At 65.8% G+C, this 17428-nt stretch carries 19 protein-coding genes; 10 read left to right on the plus strand and 9 right to left on the minus strand.

The genetic code is table 11. The annotated features are described in order from the left end of the window. The first annotated feature begins 62 nt into the window (after positions 1 to 62). The 8 genes from ACEL_RS11120 to ACEL_RS11155 all read left to right on the plus strand — a co-directional run bounded on the left by ACEL_RS11120 (position 63) and on the right by ACEL_RS11155 (position 7904). Positions 63 to 491 (plus strand): hypothetical protein, encoded by a 429-nt coding sequence (locus ACEL_RS11120; RefSeq protein ID WP_011720978.1) that lies wholly within the window; start codon positions 63 to 65, stop codon positions 489 to 491. Then, the gene (locus tag ACEL_RS11125; RefSeq protein WP_011720979.1) at positions 488 to 1612 is read left to right on the plus strand and encodes a C40 family peptidase; all 1125 of its coding nucleotides are present in this window, start codon (positions 488 to 490) and stop codon (positions 1610 to 1612) included. Before ACEL_RS11120 ends, ACEL_RS11125 begins: the two co-directional genes overlap by 4 nt. Positions 1613 to 1850: 238 nt before the next feature. Then, on the plus strand, positions 1851 to 3272 hold the full coding sequence (locus ACEL_RS11130) for a protein kinase family protein (RefSeq protein ID WP_011720980.1): 1422 nt from the start codon (positions 1851 to 1853) through the stop codon (positions 3270 to 3272). Positions 3273 to 3440: 168 nt separating this feature from the next. Then, positions 3441 to 4031 (plus strand): RNA polymerase sigma factor SigM, encoded by a 591-nt coding sequence (gene sigM, locus ACEL_RS11135; protein WP_041835826.1) that lies wholly within the window; start codon positions 3441 to 3443, stop codon positions 4029 to 4031. After that, positions 4028 to 4876 carry a hypothetical protein gene (locus tag ACEL_RS11140; protein ID WP_011720982.1) on the plus strand — a complete coding sequence of 283 codons (849 nt, stop codon included), beginning with the start codon at positions 4028 to 4030 and terminating at the stop codon, positions 4874 to 4876. The genes sigM and ACEL_RS11140 overlap by 4 nt, the downstream gene beginning before the upstream one ends. Positions 4877 to 4961: 85 nt before the next feature. After that, entirely contained in the window at positions 4962 to 5945 is a 984-nt protein-coding gene (gene trxB / locus ACEL_RS11145; RefSeq protein WP_011720983.1) for a thioredoxin-disulfide reductase, read from the plus strand. Positions 5946 to 6062: 117 nt separating this feature from the next. Further along, on the plus strand, positions 6063 to 6389 hold the full coding sequence (gene trxA / locus ACEL_RS11150) for a thioredoxin (protein WP_011720984.1): 327 nt from the start codon (positions 6063 to 6065) through the stop codon (positions 6387 to 6389). Between the two features lie 378 nt (positions 6390 to 6767). Next, the gene (locus ACEL_RS11155) at positions 6768 to 7904 is read left to right on the plus strand and encodes an N-acetylmuramoyl-L-alanine amidase (protein WP_011720985.1); all 1137 of its coding nucleotides are present in this window, start codon (positions 6768 to 6770) and stop codon (positions 7902 to 7904) included. Positions 7905 to 8004: 100 nt separating this feature from the next. Here ACEL_RS11155 and ACEL_RS11160 read toward each other — a convergent pair whose 3' ends face one another. After that, positions 8005 to 8616, minus strand: coding sequence for a GNAT family N-acetyltransferase (locus ACEL_RS11160; protein WP_041835827.1), 612 nt, complete (start codon positions 8614 to 8616; stop codon positions 8005 to 8007). Between the two features lie 143 nt (positions 8617 to 8759). Here ACEL_RS11160 and ACEL_RS11165 point away from each other — a divergent pair, with 143 nt between their 5' ends. Both ACEL_RS11165 and ACEL_RS11170 read left to right on the plus strand, forming a co-directional pair. After that, entirely contained in the window at positions 8760 to 10010 is a 1251-nt protein-coding gene (locus ACEL_RS11165) for an aminotransferase-like domain-containing protein (protein ID WP_011720987.1), read from the plus strand. Beyond that, positions 10010 to 11011, plus strand: a complete 1002-nt coding sequence (locus ACEL_RS11170) for a D-alanine--D-alanine ligase family protein (protein ID WP_011720988.1) — start codon at positions 10010 to 10012, stop codon at positions 11009 to 11011. Before ACEL_RS11165 ends, ACEL_RS11170 begins: the two co-directional genes overlap by 1 nt. A 198-nt stretch (positions 11012 to 11209) precedes the next feature. Here ACEL_RS11170 and ACEL_RS11175 read toward each other — a convergent pair whose 3' ends face one another. The 8 genes from ACEL_RS11175 to rpmH all read right to left on the minus strand — a co-directional run bounded on the left by ACEL_RS11175 (position 11210) and on the right by rpmH (position 16946). Then, positions 11210 to 12139: a ParB/RepB/Spo0J family partition protein gene (locus tag ACEL_RS11175; protein ID WP_041835830.1), complete on the minus strand. Its 930-nt coding sequence runs from the start codon at positions 12137 to 12139 to the stop codon at positions 11210 to 11212. A 241-nt stretch (positions 12140 to 12380) separates the two neighbouring features. Next, positions 12381 to 13319: a ParA family protein gene (locus ACEL_RS11180; protein ID WP_011720990.1), complete on the minus strand. Its 939-nt coding sequence runs from the start codon at positions 13317 to 13319 to the stop codon at positions 12381 to 12383. A gap of 440 nt (positions 13320 to 13759) precedes the next feature. After that, positions 13760 to 14428: a 16S rRNA (guanine(527)-N(7))-methyltransferase RsmG gene (rsmG, locus tag ACEL_RS11185; RefSeq protein ID WP_011720991.1), complete on the minus strand. Its 669-nt coding sequence runs from the start codon at positions 14426 to 14428 to the stop codon at positions 13760 to 13762. Positions 14429 to 14477: 49 nt separating this feature from the next. Further along, positions 14478 to 15077, minus strand: coding sequence for a Jag family protein (locus tag ACEL_RS11190; protein ID WP_011720992.1), 600 nt, complete (start codon positions 15075 to 15077; stop codon positions 14478 to 14480). 46 nt (positions 15078 to 15123) lie between these two features. Continuing rightward, the gene (gene yidC / locus ACEL_RS11195; RefSeq protein ID WP_011720993.1) at positions 15124 to 16071 is read right to left on the minus strand and encodes a membrane protein insertase YidC; all 948 of its coding nucleotides are present in this window, start codon (positions 16069 to 16071) and stop codon (positions 15124 to 15126) included. Beyond that, entirely contained in the window at positions 16056 to 16352 is a 297-nt protein-coding gene (gene yidD, locus ACEL_RS11200) for a membrane protein insertion efficiency factor YidD (protein ID WP_049751667.1), read from the minus strand. The genes yidC and yidD overlap by 16 nt, the downstream gene beginning before the upstream one ends. A gap of 35 nt (positions 16353 to 16387) precedes the next feature. Next, complete coding sequence (gene rnpA, locus ACEL_RS11205; protein WP_011720995.1) at positions 16388 to 16750, minus strand: ribonuclease P protein component; 363 nt, start codon at positions 16748 to 16750, stop codon at positions 16388 to 16390. 52 nt (positions 16751 to 16802) lie between these two features. Further along, positions 16803 to 16946: a 50S ribosomal protein L34 gene (gene rpmH / locus ACEL_RS12055; RefSeq protein ID WP_148204622.1), complete on the minus strand. Its 144-nt coding sequence runs from the start codon at positions 16944 to 16946 to the stop codon at positions 16803 to 16805. Positions 16947 to 17428 lie beyond the last annotated feature (482 nt).

The following is a 17428-nucleotide window of genomic DNA, read 5'->3' on the forward strand; positions in this document are numbered from 1 at the left end:
GGGTTACCGCTCTCAAGCCCGGACCGCCAGGCGCCGACCTCACAGGCGAGGTGACAGCGGCGATGACACACAAGGTGCGCTGGGTGATCGCCGTCCCCGCCCCCGCCGGCGACCGTGGCGACATCGTGCTGGGTTGGCTCGCCCGTGTCGTCGTTGGGATCGTGGCGGTTGCTCTTGTGTGCTTCGACGGCTTCTCCATTGCGATCGCTCACCTCAGTGCCATCGATGACGCCGACAAGGCGGCCATTGCAGCCAGTTCCGCCTGGCAGTCCAGCCACGGCGATACCGCGGCCGCTGCGCATGCGGCCCAGGTGGTCGCGGCGGAACACGGAGAAACGCTGGTCGCGAACAGCCTTTCCGTCTCGGCGGACGGCACGGCGGACCTGACGATTCGCAAAACCGCCACGACGCTGCTGCTGCGCCACCTTGGCCCGCTTCGCACGTGGGCGGTGGTCACCGCTCATGGCGAGGCGAGGTACACCGCGCCATGACGGTCCTTTACGGCCGGCGCGGAAGTGCTGTGCGCCGTCGGCGTCGCATCGTCGGTATGGCGTTCGCGCTGCTCAGCCTGGTCGGTGCGACCGTGATTCTCCCGCCCCGGGCGGCGTCTGGTGATCCCCTCGACGACGCCCGCGCCAAAGCAGCCGCCCTCCGTGACACCGTCGCGCGGCTGCAGCTGCAGGCGGAGCAGGCATCGGAACGGTACGACGCCGCCGAGGCACAGCTCGCGGATCTCGTCGTACGGGAACGCGCCGCGCAACTGCGGGCTGACGCCGCGCGCTCAGCCCTCGATGCGGCGCAGGCGACTCTTGTCGGCCGGATCCGTGCGCTGTACATGGCCGGCGGGACACTCGGGATGTACGCGACCGTGTTGAGCGGCGGGAACCCCGCGCAGATCCTCACCGGCCTGCACGACGTCGCGGTGCTCTCCACCGGTGACCGACATGCATTGCAGATCGTCCAGCGCAGCCGCGCTGAGCTGGACGCCGCCGCCGCCGCAGTGGCGGCACTGGTTCAGCAGCACGCGGACCTGCTCGCCGCCGCAGCCGCCGCCGAGGCGCAGGTGCAGCAAGCACTGGCTGAGCAGCAGGCGGCGTTGGACGCCGCCACTGCTCAAGTCCGTGCGCTCGAGGCTCAGCTCGAGGCCCAGCTTGAGGCCCAGCGCGCGGCCGAGGCTGCCGCCGCGCTCGCGGCCGCCCGGCAAGCCGCCTTTCAGGCCGGTTATCGCCCACCGCAGCCGAGCCGCATCGCGCTTGCCGCGATCGCGGCTGCGGAGACGCAGCTCGGCAAGCCGTACGAGTACGGCGGTTCCGGACCCGACAGCTGGGATTGCTCAGGGCTCACGCAATTTGCGTACCGGCAGGCCGGCGTTTTCCTGCCCCGCACCGCGGCGGAACAATTTCTCGCCGTCGCCGAGAAGGTTCCGCTCGGTGAGCTCATCCCTGGGGATTTGCTCTTCTGGGCCACCGATCCGACGAATCCGGCCACGATTCATCACGTCGCGATTTATCTGGGCGACGGCCGAATGCTTGCCGCGCCGCACACGGGAACCGTCGTCCAAATCCAAGATGTCTACCTCGACGGATATTTCGGCGCGGTGCGGCCGGGTTGACGCCGGCGGGATGGAAACACGTTGACCGGCGACCTCTTTCCGTTTGAGAACGCCGCTTTCCGTTTGAGAACGGTTTGAGAACGCCGCTTTCCGTTTGAGAACGCCGTTGCTTTTCAGCGCCGGCAGCTGGCGTCAGCTTGATGCCCGCGTCCCTTCCCGCCGCCGGCGGCCGTGCGTGCGGCCTAGCATGGAGGGCGGCGAAGCGGAACGCACACGATGCGGCGGCGGAGGGCTGGTCGTGAGCAGCGTATCGACGCTCACCGCCGGTACGGTGCTTGCCGGCCGTTATCGGCTCGAGCGACCCCTCGACGTCGCGCCGTCGCATGGCGCAACAGCGTCTCACGCGGTCTGGTCGGCACGTGACGATCTCTTGGCCCGGCCGGTAGCCGTGCGGATTCACCGCACTGGCGAGTACGCCGGGCAGGCCTCCTTCGGCGACGTGCGCGGGGCGGCGCGGCTCGTTCATCCGGCGCTGTTACGCATCTACGACGCCGGAGAAGGCGATGACTTCGGGTATCTCGTCACGGAACTCCCCGCCGGGGAGACCCTCGAGGACCGGCTCCATGCCGGGCCGCTGGACCCTGCCGAGGCCGCGGCCCTGCTCCTCGTCCTCGCCGACGGCGTCGCTCGGGCGCACGCTGCTGGTTTCTGCCGATTCTCCATCACACCGCACACTGTCCGGTTGCTCCCGACCGGCCAGCCTCGGCTGGACAGCGTTCCGGTGGCTGAGACCGGAGATCCGACGGGGATAGCAGACGACGTACGGGCTCTGGGTTGGCTCGGCTACGCAGCAGCCACTGCCAAGTGGCCGGGCCCGCCGCGGCTCAGCAGCCTTCCACCGGCGCCTCGAGTCGAAGGGGCGCTGTGCACGGTCCGTCAGGTCCGCGGCGGCGTACCGCGGAACTTTGACGACATCATTTCCCGGTTGATCGGCCTGAGCGGCCCGCCGATCACATCAGCCGATGAACTGGCCACGCAGCTTGAGCAGCAGCAGAGGATCGAGGACGTCGAGGAGACGCGCGAATTCGCCCCGGTGCCTGCCGCGCAGCGCACGCGTTGGGTGCCGGGCCGGGGCCAGCGGTGGAGTCTCGCCGCGGCCCTGGTCCTGCTGATCGCCGGGCTGATCGGGTTGTTCCGCAACAACTCCGGCGGGTACCTGCAATTCCCGCACCACACCGGACCGGCGCAACAGACCGTCCCGGCTCGGTCGCCAAGTCCTGCGCCGGTCGTCATCCATCCGGCGTCGATCGAGGAGTTCGATCCGTACGGCGACCACACGGATCCGCACGTCAAGGAAGCGCCCGCTGCGATTGACGGAGACCCCGAGACCGCCTGGCACACCCAGACGTTCTTCTCGCCGGCGTTCGGCAATATCAAGCCCGGGGTCGGACTTCTCGTTGACCTTGGCGCGTCGCGCCACGTCGCGACCATCGACGTGCGGATGCTGAACGCGGGAGCAACCGTCGCGCTGTACGCATCCGACACCGCACCCCATACGGAACGCGACATGCAGCACATTGCGACCAGCGCGGATGCCGGCCTGACCGTTTCCTTCCGCCCAGACCAAGCGCACCGGTACTGGCTGCTCTGGCTCACCCGGCTGCCGCCGGCGCGGGGTGGTTACGCCAGCGGCATCAGCGAGATCACTTTCCGGTCGTGACGGCGTCGGTGGGCGACAGCCGCGGCCCATCCGCCGGTCGTGACGGCGTCGGTCGATACGCCGTCGCGCAGCGGCCACCGAATCGTGCCGCATCGCAAGCACCGCATAACACCGGCCCTGCAACAGCGAAAGGCTAAGGTGGCGATCGTGGCCGGCGAGCCTACCGAGATGACGCAGGTCGATGATGCGACCTTGCTACGGCGTCACCTCGCCGGTGATCGGGATGCCTTTGCGCAGATCTTCCACCGGCACCGGGATCGGCTCTGGTCGGTCGCGCTGCGGACGCTCGGAAATCCGGCGGACGCCGCGGACGCCGTCCAGGACGCGATGCTCTCCGCGGTGCGGTCTGCGCCGTCCTTTCGCGGCGACGCGCAGGTCGGCACCTGGCTCTACCGGATCGTCGTCAACGCCTGCGTGAGCCGGCTCCGCCGTCCGGCCGCGCTGCCGCTCGACGAGGCACTCGGCACAGATTCGCCGGACCCTGCCGAGCGCGCAGCAGTCGCGGTCGATGTGCAGGACGCACTTGCGGCGCTCCCCGCCGAGCAACGGCTCGCCGTCGTCTTGGTGGATGTCGAGGGCCTTCCGGTTGCCGACGTTGCGGAGCTGCTCGGCGTACCCGTCGGCACGATCAAGAGCCGCTGTTTTCGAGCCCGGGCCGCATTGGCTGTCGCGCTTGGACACCTGCGCGCAGGGAACCGGACAACCGGTGAAGACGTCCAACCGCCGACGGCGACTGAAGCGGAGGGGGATGTCACGTGACCGAGCATCCGGACGCCGCTACGTTAGCCGGCATCGCGGCTGGTGAGACGGCCGAGCTGCCGGACGTCGACGAACACCTCTCCGACTGTGCGGAGTGCCGGCAGACGGTGACGGAGCTGCAACGCATTCCACAATTGCTCCGCGCTCTCCAACCGGTACCCATGCCCGCAGACATTGCTGAGCGCATTGACCAGGCGATCCGCCGTGACGATGAGAACCCGGTATCGATACTGCCCCGACGCCGGCGATTCGCCCGCACGCCGGTGCTGGCAGCCGCCGGCGTGCTCATTTTGGCAGCCGTCGGCACGGTGGTGGCTCTCCGGCTTCAGTCAGATCATTCGAGACGCGCCTCCCCTGTGATGGAAGGATCAAGCCGGACCGTGATGATCGCCTCTGGCACCAACTACACCCCGGATCTCCTGCAGCACGAAATCGCGCGCGTGCTTGCCAACCGCCGACCGGATCTGGCATCGGCGTTCCCGGCGGTGGCAAAGCTGGCGAGCGCCTCGCCGTCCTCGGCCTCCGGGACCCGCGCACAGCGAAGCACGTCCGGGAACAACTCGACCTCGAGCTCGGCCGCTCAGCCGGTTCCGGCGGCGGCGCCTACCGCACCGGCCGGCCGATTAGCCAATGCCGCCAACCTGCAAGCGTGCGTGACCGCGCTCGCGGGTCGCCCGGTGTCCCCGCTGCTGGCGGACTTCGCGCTCTTTGACGGCAATCCGGCAACCGTCATGGTGTTCGTCGACCCCGACGACCCCGGCGTCCTCGACGTCTATGTGGAACGCGAGGGAGCGGACTGCAGCCAGGATGTGACATTCTTCGCTCGGCTCACGGCTGGCGGATGATGGCGGATGCCCGCCGGCGGGAATGCCGTACGCCTACGATCGGTTGTCGGATGCGACGCCATCAGCGGACCGAGGAGCAGCACGCGTGGCAAGTGAGTCCGACACCATTCGTTCCCTCATCATCATCGGATCGGGACCTGCGGGATACACCGCAGCGCTGTACGCCGCCCGGGCCAAATTGCAACCACTGGTCTTCGAAGGCTCGGTCGGTGCGGGCGGCGCGCTGATGACGACAACCGAGGTGGAGAACTTTCCCGGCTTTCCGGACGGCATCCAGGGACCGGATCTCATGGAGAGAATGCGGGCGCAGGCTGCGAAATTCGGTGCCGAGCTTGTCCCGCACGATGTCGTCGCCGTTGACCTCCGGGAACCGGTCAAGGTGGTCCGAACCGACGAGGGCGAGTACCGAAGCCGTGCACTGATCATCGCCACCGGCTCGAAGTATCGATACCTCGGACTGGCGAATGAACAGCGGTTGCTGGGTCGCGGAGTGTCCGCCTGTGCGACGTGCGATGGATTCTTCTTCCGGGACCAAGACATCGCCGTCGTCGGGGGCGGCGACTCAGCGGCGGAAGAGGCACTTTTTCTCACCCGCTTCGCCCGCAGCGTCACGCTGATTCACCGCCGTGACGCACTGCGGGCAAGCAAGATCATGCAGGATCGCGTCTTCGCCAACGACAAGATTCGTATCCGGTGGAATGCGCGGGTGATCGACGTCCTTGGCGACGACCGGGTCGAGGGCGTGTTGCTCGAGGACACCCGAACCGGCGACCAGGAAACCCTTCCCGTGACGGGTTTGTTCATCGCGATCGGCCATGAGCCGCGCAGCGAACTGTTCCGCGGCCAATTGGAGATCGACGCCGCCGGCTACATTCAGGTCGCCCATCCCACGACGCGCACCAGCGTCCCGGGTGTTTTCGCCTGCGGTGACGTGGTCGATTACATCTACCGGCAAGCGGTAACTGCCGCCGGAACGGGCTGCGCAGCGGCGATCGACGCCGAACGGTGGCTGGCCGAGCAGGATGCAGGCTTGTCGACGTCCGTACTGACCACGACCGGGTCGGCCTGACGTGAGGACGGCCCTCCGGCTCGGGTGCTGGATCGTTGCGGGGACCGGCGGACGGCAACCTGGTAGCGCGAGCGGCACGCCGAAGGGGCAGGATGGCGGAGTAGCAGGAGACGAGGAGTGACCGTGACGACAGCAGTAACCGACGAGACGTTCGAAAGCGAAGTCCTGGCCAGCGACAAGCCGGTGCTGGTGGACTTCTGGGCCGAGTGGTGTGGGCCGTGCCGGATGGTCGCCCCGGTTCTTGAAGAGATCGCCGCAGAGTACGGCGACAAGCTCCGGATCGTGAAGCTCAACGTGGACGAGAACCCCAAGACCACGCAGGCGTACTCGATACTGTCGATCCCTACGTTGAACGTTTTCCAGAACGGTCAGGTCGTCAAGCAGATCGTCGGCGCGAAGTCCAAGGCCGCACTCCTGAAAGACCTCGAGCCGTTTCTCTCGTAGCCGGCGCTGCGTACGACTCGCCACGGGCGCCGTACGGTCGCCACGGGCGCCGTGTTGGGCTTCGCCGCTGACCCGGGGTCACTGCCACTTTCTGCCGAAAACGCAGGCCTAACGGCCGGCCCCATCAAGAGATTCGGCTGAACGTGTGCGCCGGGACGGCGGCGTGAACTGTTCGCCGTCGAGCCGTCTGACCCGTCGCAACGTTGCGCCGGTTGGTGGACGCCGTCGTTGCTGGTCGCATCGGCGCGGTGGAAGGTCACATCGACAACTGGTCGCATCGGCGCGGTGGATGTCAACTTCGTTGCGGTTGTTTGTCCACCCGGACAGGGCAAGCTCCGGCCGATAGCATTCGGGCGTCTTCGGCACGAAGGGGTCGTGATGCAAGGCACCGTACTGATGCGCCTTGGGGATCGGAGCTTTGCGGTCGCGGAGATCCGGCACCGGCTGGCGCACCTCGGCCTGCTCAGCCGCACAAATGGGGATCACGACTGTGTGCGCGCCGCGTGCGACGTCTTCGACGAGACGGTCGATCATGCGATCCGTGCGTTTCAGCAGCAGCGCGGTCTCCGCACCGATGGAGTGGTGGACGCCGAGACGTTCCGCGCTCTCGACGAGGCGAAATGGCGGCTCGGCGATCGGGTGTTGAGCTACGTCCCCGGGCATCCGCTGGTCGGCGACGACGTCGCCGCCTTGCAGCGACGACTCTGCGACATGGGCTTCGATTGCGGGCGGTGCGACGGCATCTTCGGTCCGCTCACCGAGGCGGCGCTTCGGGAGTTCCAGCGCAACGTGGGCCTGCCCGCGGACGGCACGTGCGGAGCTGACACCCTGCGTGCGCTCCAGCGGCTGCGCCGGACCGTGGTCGGCGGCCGCCCCTATGAACTGCGTGAGACACTCCGGCTGCGTCACCATCCGCCGACCGTCGCCGGCAAATGCGTCGTGCTTGATCCAGGACACGGCGGACGCGACACTGGTGCGCGAACGGCCGATCTCTGCGAGGCATCGCTGGTCGACGACATCGCGAATCGCATTGAGGGCCGACTTCTCGCTGTCGGAGCCCAGCCGTTCCGGACCAGAGCCGCGCAGCACGTGCTCCACCCCGAGGATGTCCCGCCGTCCGATGGCGACCGGGCCTCATTCGCCAATGCGGCCGAAGCTGATGTCGTCGTCTCGCTGCACATCGACGGGCATCACGATCCGGCGTGCAACGGCTTTGCGGTCTACTACTACGGCACTGCCCGCGAAAGGTCGGTCGTCGGCGAACGCCTCGCCGAACTGGTCCGGGCGGAAGTCTTGGAGAGAACGGACTTCTTGGACTGCCGGACCCATCCCAAGACCTGGGAGTTGCTCCGGCGGACCCGCATGCCGGCGGTGCGTGTGGAGTGCGGATACCTCACCAACCCGGCGGATGCCGAGCGGCTCGCAGACCCCGGTGTCCGGGACCACATTGCGGAGGGAATCGCCTCCGCACTACGCCGCCTTTACGAAGATCCCGGTGAACCGGCAGCCCTGTGACAGGGTGGTCCACGCCGGCAGGGTCACGACCGGAGGCTCATCACCGATGGGTTCCCCATGGTGGGCCCAACACCGTCAGGTCCGCACCCGGACCTGCTTTTCAGGCCGGGCGCAGCGCCCCTTCCGGTGCCACCGACCCGAGAAGTTTTTCGATGGTGCCTTCCATGTTCCACGTGAGCGCCGTCTTCAATTCCAAACGCAGGCGCGGGAATCGAAAATGCGGCCGAACGGTCTTGAACCCGAGTGCGAGCAGGAAATCCGCGGGCAGCAGACAATCGGGTGCGCGCCACGAATTATCCGCGAATGCTTCAATCGCCTTGACCCCCCGACGCGTGAGATCCTTTGCCGCGGACTGAACCAGGATGCGGCCAAGGCCGCCGCCGGCGAATTCGGGCAGAACAAATGCGGTGAGCAGCAGAACGGCGTCCGCGCTGACGGGACTGGTCGGAAAAGCGGCAGCACGCGGCACGTAGGCCGGTGGCGCGTAGAGCACGTAACCGGCAGGAACGCCGTCCACGTAAATGAGCTTGCCGCAATTCCCCCACTCCAACAGGACGGACGAAACCCAGGCCTCCTTCTCGAGCATGGTGTCCCCCGCTTCCTCGGCCCGCGCCCGGGACACCGGATCAAGCTCCCAGAAGACGCACCGGCGACACCGCCCGGGCAGCGCGTCGAGGTTATCCAACGTCAATGAGACGACGCGTCGTGACATGGGCACCTCCGCCGCGGAGTCAGCGTACCGGGTCACCGACGGCATGTCAGGCGGGCGGCCGATAGCCTGGGAGAACGCCACCGACGCACCAGGCGGTCACGGACCGCCTTCCCACGGTGCCGGCGTGCCTAGCGGAGGTCACGATGGACGGGAGAACCCCTCGGCTCGATCCGTATGTCGAGCGGTACGCGGCACGGACCCACGGGATGACCGCGTCGGAGATTCGGGCGCTCTTCTCGGTCGCTGACCGGCCTGAAGTCATCAGCATGGGTGGCGGGTCCCCTTTTGTCAGCGCACTTCCGCTTGATCTCGTCGCCGAGCTGGCCGCAAAGGTCATCGCGGACCGCGGTGCGCAGGCGCTGCAGTACATGTCCGGCCAGGGCGACGCCCGGCTGCGGGAGCTGATCTGCGGAGTCATGGCGTTGGAAGGCATCTCCGCGTCACCGGACGACGTCATCGTCACGGTTGGGTCCCAGCAAGCCTTGGATATCGTCGCCCGGATTTTCCTGGATCCCGGCGATGTCGTCCTTGCGGAAGCGCCGTCGTACGTCGGCGCGCTCGGCGCGTTCGCTCAATATCAGGCGACGGTCGTGCACGTTGCGATGGACGACGACGGGCTGGTGCCGGAGGCGCTGCGGGAGACGCTGCGCCGGATGACCGAGGAGGGCCGGCGGCCGAAATTCCTTTATGTCGTGCCGAATTTCCATAACCCAGCTGGTGTGACGTTGGCGGACGGGCGGCGGGACGAGATTCTGGAGATCTGCGCGGCCGCGGACGTGCTTGTCGTCGAAGACAACCCCTACGGTCTGCTGGGCTTCGACGGCACGGCCCACCGGGCATTACGGGCGCGTTCAACTGACGGTGTCATTTACCTCGGATCCTTCTCGAAGATTTTCGCCTCCGGCATCAGAGTCGGTTGGGTGGTGGCGCCGACCGGGGTCAAGGAAAAACTGATCATGGCCAGCGAGGCGACTACGTTGTGCCCGGTGGCGCTCTCGCAGTTTCTTGTGGCGGAATTTCTCGCCCATCACCCGTGGCAGGAACAGGTGCGGATATTCCGGGACCTGTACCGGGTGCGGCGGGACGCCTGTCTGGAAGCATTGGCCGCACACTTCCCGCCGGAGACGTCGTGGACCCGGCCGGCCGGGGGTTTCTACGTCTGGGTCACCCTCCCTCCCGGGATCGACGCGAAGGCGATGTTGCCGCGGGCGATTCAGCAAGGCCGGGTTGCTTACGTTCCCGGCACCGGGTTTTATGCGGATGGTCAAGGCGCCGGCAATTTGCGGCTGTCGTACAGCCTCCCGGAGCCGGAACGAATCCGCGAAGGTGTGCGGCGCCTTGGCGCGGTCGTCGCCGAGGAACGCGAGCTCGTCGAAGCGCTCGGAGGGGGCTGATGAGCGACCTCGGACACGTTCTCGTCCTCGCCGGCGGTGTTTCCTTTGAGCGCGAGGTGTCCTTGGCGTCGGCCCGGCGCGTGATCGAAGCACTCCGGCGGTTAGGCGTGGACGTCGACCTGGTCGACGTCGACGCGTCCGTCCTCGACCGCCTCACCGCTGATCCACCGGACGCGGTCTTCATCGCCATGCACGGTTCAGAAGGTGAGGACGGCGCCCTTCGGGAGCTGCTTGATCTGGCCGGCGTCCCGTACGTCGGAGCCACGGCGGCCGGTGCCCGGCTCGCGTTTGACAAGACGGTCGCGAAGGCCGTACTGCAAGCGGCCGGGGTGGCGGCGCCGAGGTCGATTGCGTTCTCGCAAACCGCCATTCGGGACTTGGGCGGGCACCAGCTCCTTGACCGATGCGTACGACGGCTCGGCTTACCTCTGGTTGTAAAACCTGCCCGAGGCGGTTCGGCGCTTGGCGTGACGATCGTGCGGGAGGCGACGGCGTTCGCGCACGCGCTGGTGACCTGCTTCGCGTATGACACCGTTGCTCTGGTCGAGCAGTACGTCGTCGGTACGGAGTTGGCGATCAGCGTTGTGGAAGATGACGACGGCACCCCGCGCGCGCTGCCTCCGGTTGAGATTCGGCCGGTCGACGGCATGTTTGATTACGCCGCCCGGTATACCGCGGGCATGACCGAATATCACGTACCCGCGAGGATCACAGAAACCGCGCGGGACCGGGCGGTCGATGTCGCGCTGCGGGCGCATCAGGCGTTGGGGTTGCGGGACCTCTCCCGCACCGATGTGATCGTCACTGCCGACGACGAGGTCCTTTACCTTGAGACCAATGTCGCTCCGGGAATGACCCCGACAAGTCTGCTGCCGATGGCGGCTGCAGAGGTTGGGATAGACCTCGGCACGCTCTGCCGAGACCTTCTGGTCCGTGCAGCGACCCGTGGACCCAGTGAACCCGGCGCCGTCCCGAGTCGCTCACCCCAGGCTTTGCGGTGACGGCGTTCGCCAGCCGGCCGGGCTCTGTGAGCCGCCCGCGTGGCCAAGATGCGAAGACTGCGCTCCCGTGACACCGGGCGGGGCTGTTTATTCATGTTTGATGATCGACGAAACATCCGGCCCGGCGAAAGCAGCTGCTCGAACACGCGCCAGATGGGCCACCAAATAACCGTGAACTGGGAATTCCCGACGTCCAGATCAGCTTCTTGCGCCATCCACCGACACAGATGATGCGATCGATGGGGCGATCACACCGACGATGCGTTCTAGATCGTCAACTGAGGCGAATTCGATTGTGATCTTTCCGCGGTGCTTTCCCATGGTCACCTTGACCCGGGTCTCAAGTTGATCCGACAAGCGGTGTGCCAGTTCGGACACTGCCGGCGCAATGGGAGACGCAACCCGACGAGTTCGTGAACGCGGCTGCTTTGTCGCGTCACCAAGCGCAACGAGTTCTTCGACCGCGCGAACCGATAGACCTTCAGCGACGATCCGCTGCGCCAATTCCTCCTGCGCTGTCGCATCATTCAGGGCCAGAAGCGCGCGAGCGTGTCCTGCGGTGAGAACACCGGCGGCGACTTTTCGCTGCACGGAGGGCGGCAAGTTCAGGAGCCGGATCGTGTTCGTGACCTGAGAGCGAGATCGGCCGATTCGGCGGGCGAGTTCCTCGTGGGTGACGCCGAAGTCCTCCAGGAGTTGCGCATAAGCCGCCGCTTCCTCCAGGGGGTTGAGCTGTTCGCGGTGCAGATTCTCCAGCAATGCGTCTCGCAGCATGGCATCATCGGACGTCTCGCGGACGATTGCCGGTATCCGGTCAAGCCCGGCCTGCATCGCTGCGCGCCAACGACGTTCGCCGGTCACAAGCTCGTATCCGTGGTCATGCGGACGAACGACCACCGGCTGAAGAAATCCAACCTCACGAAGCGACTGAGCAAGCTCCGCCAACGACGTCTCGTCGAATATCTGCCGAGGTTGTCGGGGATTGGGGCGGATCTCGTCGACAGGAATTTCCGCCAACCGGACACCTGCGACCGGTGCCAAGTGTCGATCTCCATCGCTCTGCGACTCGTAGGTCCCGCCTGGTATCAGGGCACCGAGTCCTCGACCAAGGCCTCGACGAGTGGTCATGGTCTGTCCTTCCGTCTTCTCCCGCCACACGGACATGTGCGGCTGCGCACCCGGTAGGGCATATCACCGCAGCGGTCTGCGGCAGCGGTTCGACGCGATGACGGGTACATCCCTCCTGGGAAGGCTGTCATCGCACTTCCTGGGAAGGCTGTCATCGCACCCCGCGACCTACATTCCGCGGTGCTCGGGCGCTGCGCTTCACATTCCGCGGTGCTCGGGCGCCGTGGCTTGCCCATTCCGCTCACCATGGTCGATCTGAAGCGCTGGCGGTACCAGAGAACGACTGATCATTTGGGGCACCCTCAGCTCGAGCCGCCCGTTCGGCGATCTCCCGCGCGGCACTGAGGTAGCAGAGTGCCCCGGCGGAGCCGGGATCGTACGTCATCACGGTCTGCCCAAAGCTGGGCGCTTCCGAAATGCGAACGTTCCGTGGAATCACGGTGTCCAGCACCAAGTCCTTGAAATAGCGCCGCACATCGTCCGCGACTTGCGCCGCAAGCTTGGTCCTCCCGTCGTACATCGTGAGGATCACGGTAGATACGCGAAGGGCAGGGTTCAGGTGGGCCCGCACGAGCTCGATGTTCCGGAGCAGCTGGCCCAACCCTTCGAGGGCGTAGTACTCGCACTGAATCGGTATGAGCACTTCCTCCGCCGCAACCAAGGCATTGACAGTCAAGAGGCCGAGCGATGGCGGGCAGTCGATGAAAACGTAATCAGCGGGGAGGGCGGCCTCAGCGAGTGCTCGTTTCAGGCGTGATTCACGTGCGACCAACGACACGAGCTCGATCTCCGCACCAGCAAGATCGATAGTCGCCGGGACGCACGTCAGACCGGGTACGTCCGGAACGTTTCGCGCAACCTCCGCGAGTGGACGTCCCTCGATGAGAACGTCATAGACAGACGGGATAGATGCATGGTGATCAATCCCTAGAGCGGTGGACGCATTACCTTGGGGGTCCAAGTCGACAACGGTGACACGTAGACCGCGCATTGCCATCGCCGCCGCAACGTTGACGGCCGTCGTGGTCTTGCCAACGCCGCCCTTCTGATTTGCGACCGTGACGATCCTCGGTCGCGCCGGTCGAGGAAACGGATCAAAACCCAAGACCCGTACGGCAGTTGCCGCCTCCTGGGCAATCGGAGGGTCGTCGGTTTCACGTGAAACAAACGGCTCGCTCACGACACCTCCCTTCCGCAGCCCGATGCCAGCCTAGCGATGCCGCATTCCCCGCCGGCTGCGCTGTCCACACCGTTTCTGAGTCGACTCGACCGGCACAGCAGGTGCTGAAGCACTGGTCGCAGGATCATCCTCCGCGCATCTCCCTCCGACACGCTCTGATCTCGAGCTGTCCGTCCCTACGAGCCCATCTGCGCGTGGCATACGACCGAATCGGACACAGACTTGCGCTCAGCCACTTGAGGGCGGCGTCCTTCTTCGGCGGCACATGACTGGACCGGACACAGGGTCGCCCTGTCCGTCCCCGCGGGCCGACCTGCATACCTGCCGTTGCGGTCAACACAACGTCCGGATGACGTGGGTCCCGCGGGCGTGACCCAGCGCCTGGTGCTGCTTTGACGACCGACCCTCGCACCTTTCCCCAACCACGACGTCCCGGGGTCTCACTGCTTGATGACTCGAACGACGGTCGCCCACCGACGATCATTGGAAGCGTCGGCGTCACGCTGAACCGTCAGCTGCCCGGCAACTGCCCGAACGGTGAGCACCTCCACGCCGGGCTGATAGCCGAGTTTCGCCAGCAGGTGCTCCGCGGCGTGGACCTCCTGCCACACACGCGCACCCTTCAGCGCAAGAAGCACTCCACCTGGTTCAAGCAAATGCGCCACGTTCTTCACCAGCCGCGGCAATGGAGCGACTGCCCGGGCTGTCACCACCGGCGCGGTGCAGGCGACGTTCTCTGCCCGGGAATTCTCGACCGTAACGTCACGCAAGCCTAGGTCAGCGACGACCTCTCGAAGAAAAGCCGTACGGCGGCTCATCGCCTCAATGAGCAGAACCTCGAGATCGGGTCGTGCGAGAGCTAACACTATTCCGGGCAGGCCGGCACCTGACCCGACGTCGATGACCCGCTGATCCACTGGGATAAGAGGAGCGAGAGCGGCGCAATTGGCGATGTGCCGCTCCCAGAGGCGGTCAACCTCCGCCGGGCCGATGAGTCCCCGCTCCAGGCCGGCCGTGGACAGCCACTCGACGTAACGCACAACGAGCGGCCATCGCACGCCGAACAGGTGTCGAAGAGTCTCAGCCTCCTCGTTGCTTCCCACGTTCATCGACGCACCCGAACCGCCACTGCATCCCAGCCGCAGCAGCCGACAACGATCACAGGTAGGGATCGTCGACCAGCGTCACGCCGTCGATCTCGGTTGGGTACACGACGACCCGACGGTCCGGCTCGGTTCCCTCGGACTCGCTCCGCAACCCAGCCGCGGCAACGACATCATGCACGATCTTTCGCTCGTACGCTGTCATGGGCTGCAGGCGGACTGGTTGACCCGTTTCCTGCACCCGCGCCACAGCCTCCCGTGCGGTTTCGGCAATCTCCTTACGACGCCGCGCGCGATAGCCGGCGATATCAAGAATGAGGCGACTTCTTACCCCGGTCCGCCTGGCTACTGCGATGCGCGTAAGTTCCTGCAATGCGTCAAGGACGGTGCCGCCCCGCCCGATGAGCTGACGCAAGTCCGAGCCGACGATCGACACCATGGCCCGGTCACCTTCAACGGCCATATCGATGTCGCCGTCGGCGTCCAGGATGTCGAGAAATCCTTCGAGATAGTCGGCGGCGAATTCGCCTTCCTGTTCCAGCTGGCTCAACCGCCGGTTGTCCGAGAGCGCCTCCCCCTCGTGAGCTGCGCCGCCTCCCGCAGACTGTTCACCGGTTGCGTCGTCCGTCGGTTCCACGACGTGGTTGTCCTGCATAGCGCCTCCTATCGTCTGCGCTCTCCAGTCAGCCGTCGCACGGCTACTAGCGCGCACTGCCCGGCCGTTGCGGCCGACGGCCGCTGCGCTTGCTGCGCGGCGGCCGGGTGACCTGCTGCCGGCGAATCACCACCGGTGCGGCAGCCTGCGTAGAAGCCGTAAGTCTCCGTTGATCGCCGGATGGAGCCGTACCACCCGGGCCCTTGATCGGCATGGTGCGGATGATGTAGTGCTGCTGCCCGAGCGACCACAGGTTGCTGGTGACCCAGTACACCAGGACACCCATCTGCCAGAGCAGTCCTGACAGGGCAAAAATCGGCGGCAGCACGTACAACAGCATTTTCTGCTGCTGTGCCATCGGATTACCGGCTGCGGCGTTCTTCACGATGAGTTGCCGCTGAGTGAGAAACGTCGTCGTGGCCATCGCGAGGATAGCGAGCAATGTGACGACGTGAACGGTCGTCGAATCCGCACCGAACATGGGAGCACGGTCGGCCGTCCGGAAGCCGAGCGCAAGCGGCACACCGAATACCTTGGCGTGCCCGGCGCTCTGCAGGAGGGAAACCGTCCAGCCATATTCCGGATGGAAGCCGGCTGGAGGCTTGCTGCTCCCGTGATCCGACACGTACCGCAGCACATGAAACAGTGCGTAAAAGACAGGAGCCTGCGCCAGAATCGGAAGGCAGCCCATGAACGGGTTCACGCCGTGCTCCCGATAGAGCGCCATTGTTTCGGTCCCGAGGCGCTCCCGGTCGTTCTTGTACTTCGCTTGCAACTCTTTGAGCTTCGGTGCAAGCTCCGTCATCGCGCGCTGTGATCTGACCTGCTTGACAAAGAGGGGAAAGAGCAGAATACGGACGATCACGGTGAGGAGCACAACGGAGAGGCCCCACGTGACGCCGCTGCTTGTTCCAAACGCCGGAGCGAGAGCGGCGTGCAGCGCGAGTAGGACCCTGGTGACGAGCTCATAAAGCCAGTTCAGTAGGTGCGGCACGGCGCAACCCCTTCGTCAGGTGTGGCCGAGACCCGCTGTGGGCTTTTCGTTGTCCGGCGCGGGGGAACCGGGTCGAACCCTCCCGGATGCCAAGGATGGCAGCGTAACAGCCGGCGAGTACTGAGCCAGCCTCCCCGCAGCACGCCGTGGCGGATGATCGCCTCCACCGCATACGCGCTGCAGCTCGGCACGAACCGGCACCTCGGTCCAAGCAGCGGGCTGATGACGATCTGATATCCGCGAATGGGGAGCACGACCAGAGCGGTCAGCGGCCGTCGCACCACAATCGACGACAACTTTGGCAAGCGGGCATCCATCAGCTAGTCCCTTGGGAGTTCTTGGTCTGCGTCAGTCGTCCCAGCAGGCGATCGAATTCAGCAGCGAGTTCAGCAAAGGACGCGGCAGCGGCGGCCGGCAACGCACGGACGACGATACGTTTCCGAGCGGGAATCACCGCCAACCGCGCGGCAACAATGTGGCGCAACCGTCGCCGGATTCGATTCCGGACGACAGCGCCGCCGACGTTGCGGCCGACAACGAATCCCGCCTGAGGGCCAGGCCGGTCTGTGTCGGACGTACTGAGATAAACCACGATGTATCGCCCAGCTACCCTCCGGCCACGCCGGAGCACCGCCTTGAAGTCGCTGCTCCGGCGCAACCGGTAACGGGACGGCAGCATGGCAGCGTTTCGCGGTCCATGACCGGTAGATCCTTAATAGGACTCTGTGGCGCTACGCCGTCAGCTCCCGCCGTCCCTTGCGCCGGCGGGCGGCGATGATCGCTCGCCCTGCTCGAGTGCGCATCCGGACGCGAAAGCCGTGCGTCTTGGCCCGGCGACGATTATTCGGTTGATACGTGCGCTTGCTCACTGCCACTCCAAGATTCTTGTTCTGCGGCCGGCGACCCAGCGACGTTGCCGTCAGCGGCGTCTACGTCAGGGTACGACGAAGCCACCCCGGGCCAAACCGCACCCGGTGCACATCCGGACCGCGCCTGTCAACCCTAGCGAACGTGTTATGACCCTGTCGGTCAAGGACCGCATCTTCATCAGCTGGGTGAACTGAACCTAGCCAGCGTTCTCCAACCTTATCGGTCAAGAAGACGAGATGGCCGAGCATCGGTCAACGAGAAGAGGTGGTCGAGCCGCTGAGGTCGCTCACGGGTTGTGGAGAAGTGCTTGTCGAGCATGCGTGCCTCCTGCTAGCGTCCGGTCCACCGACCCGTTCCGCCTCTGGTGCGGCCGGAATACCGGCGGTCCAGGGCCGATGAGTGATCCAGCACGCGCCACATACGCTGGCGTTGCCGGAGTCCGTCCTGTGGATGGCCTGTGAACATCTTGCAGGACGAACGGGACAGT

This window comes from Acidothermus cellulolyticus 11B, from assembly GCF_000015025.1.
GTDB lineage: Bacteria > Actinomycetota > Actinomycetes > Acidothermales > Acidothermaceae > Acidothermus > Acidothermus cellulolyticus.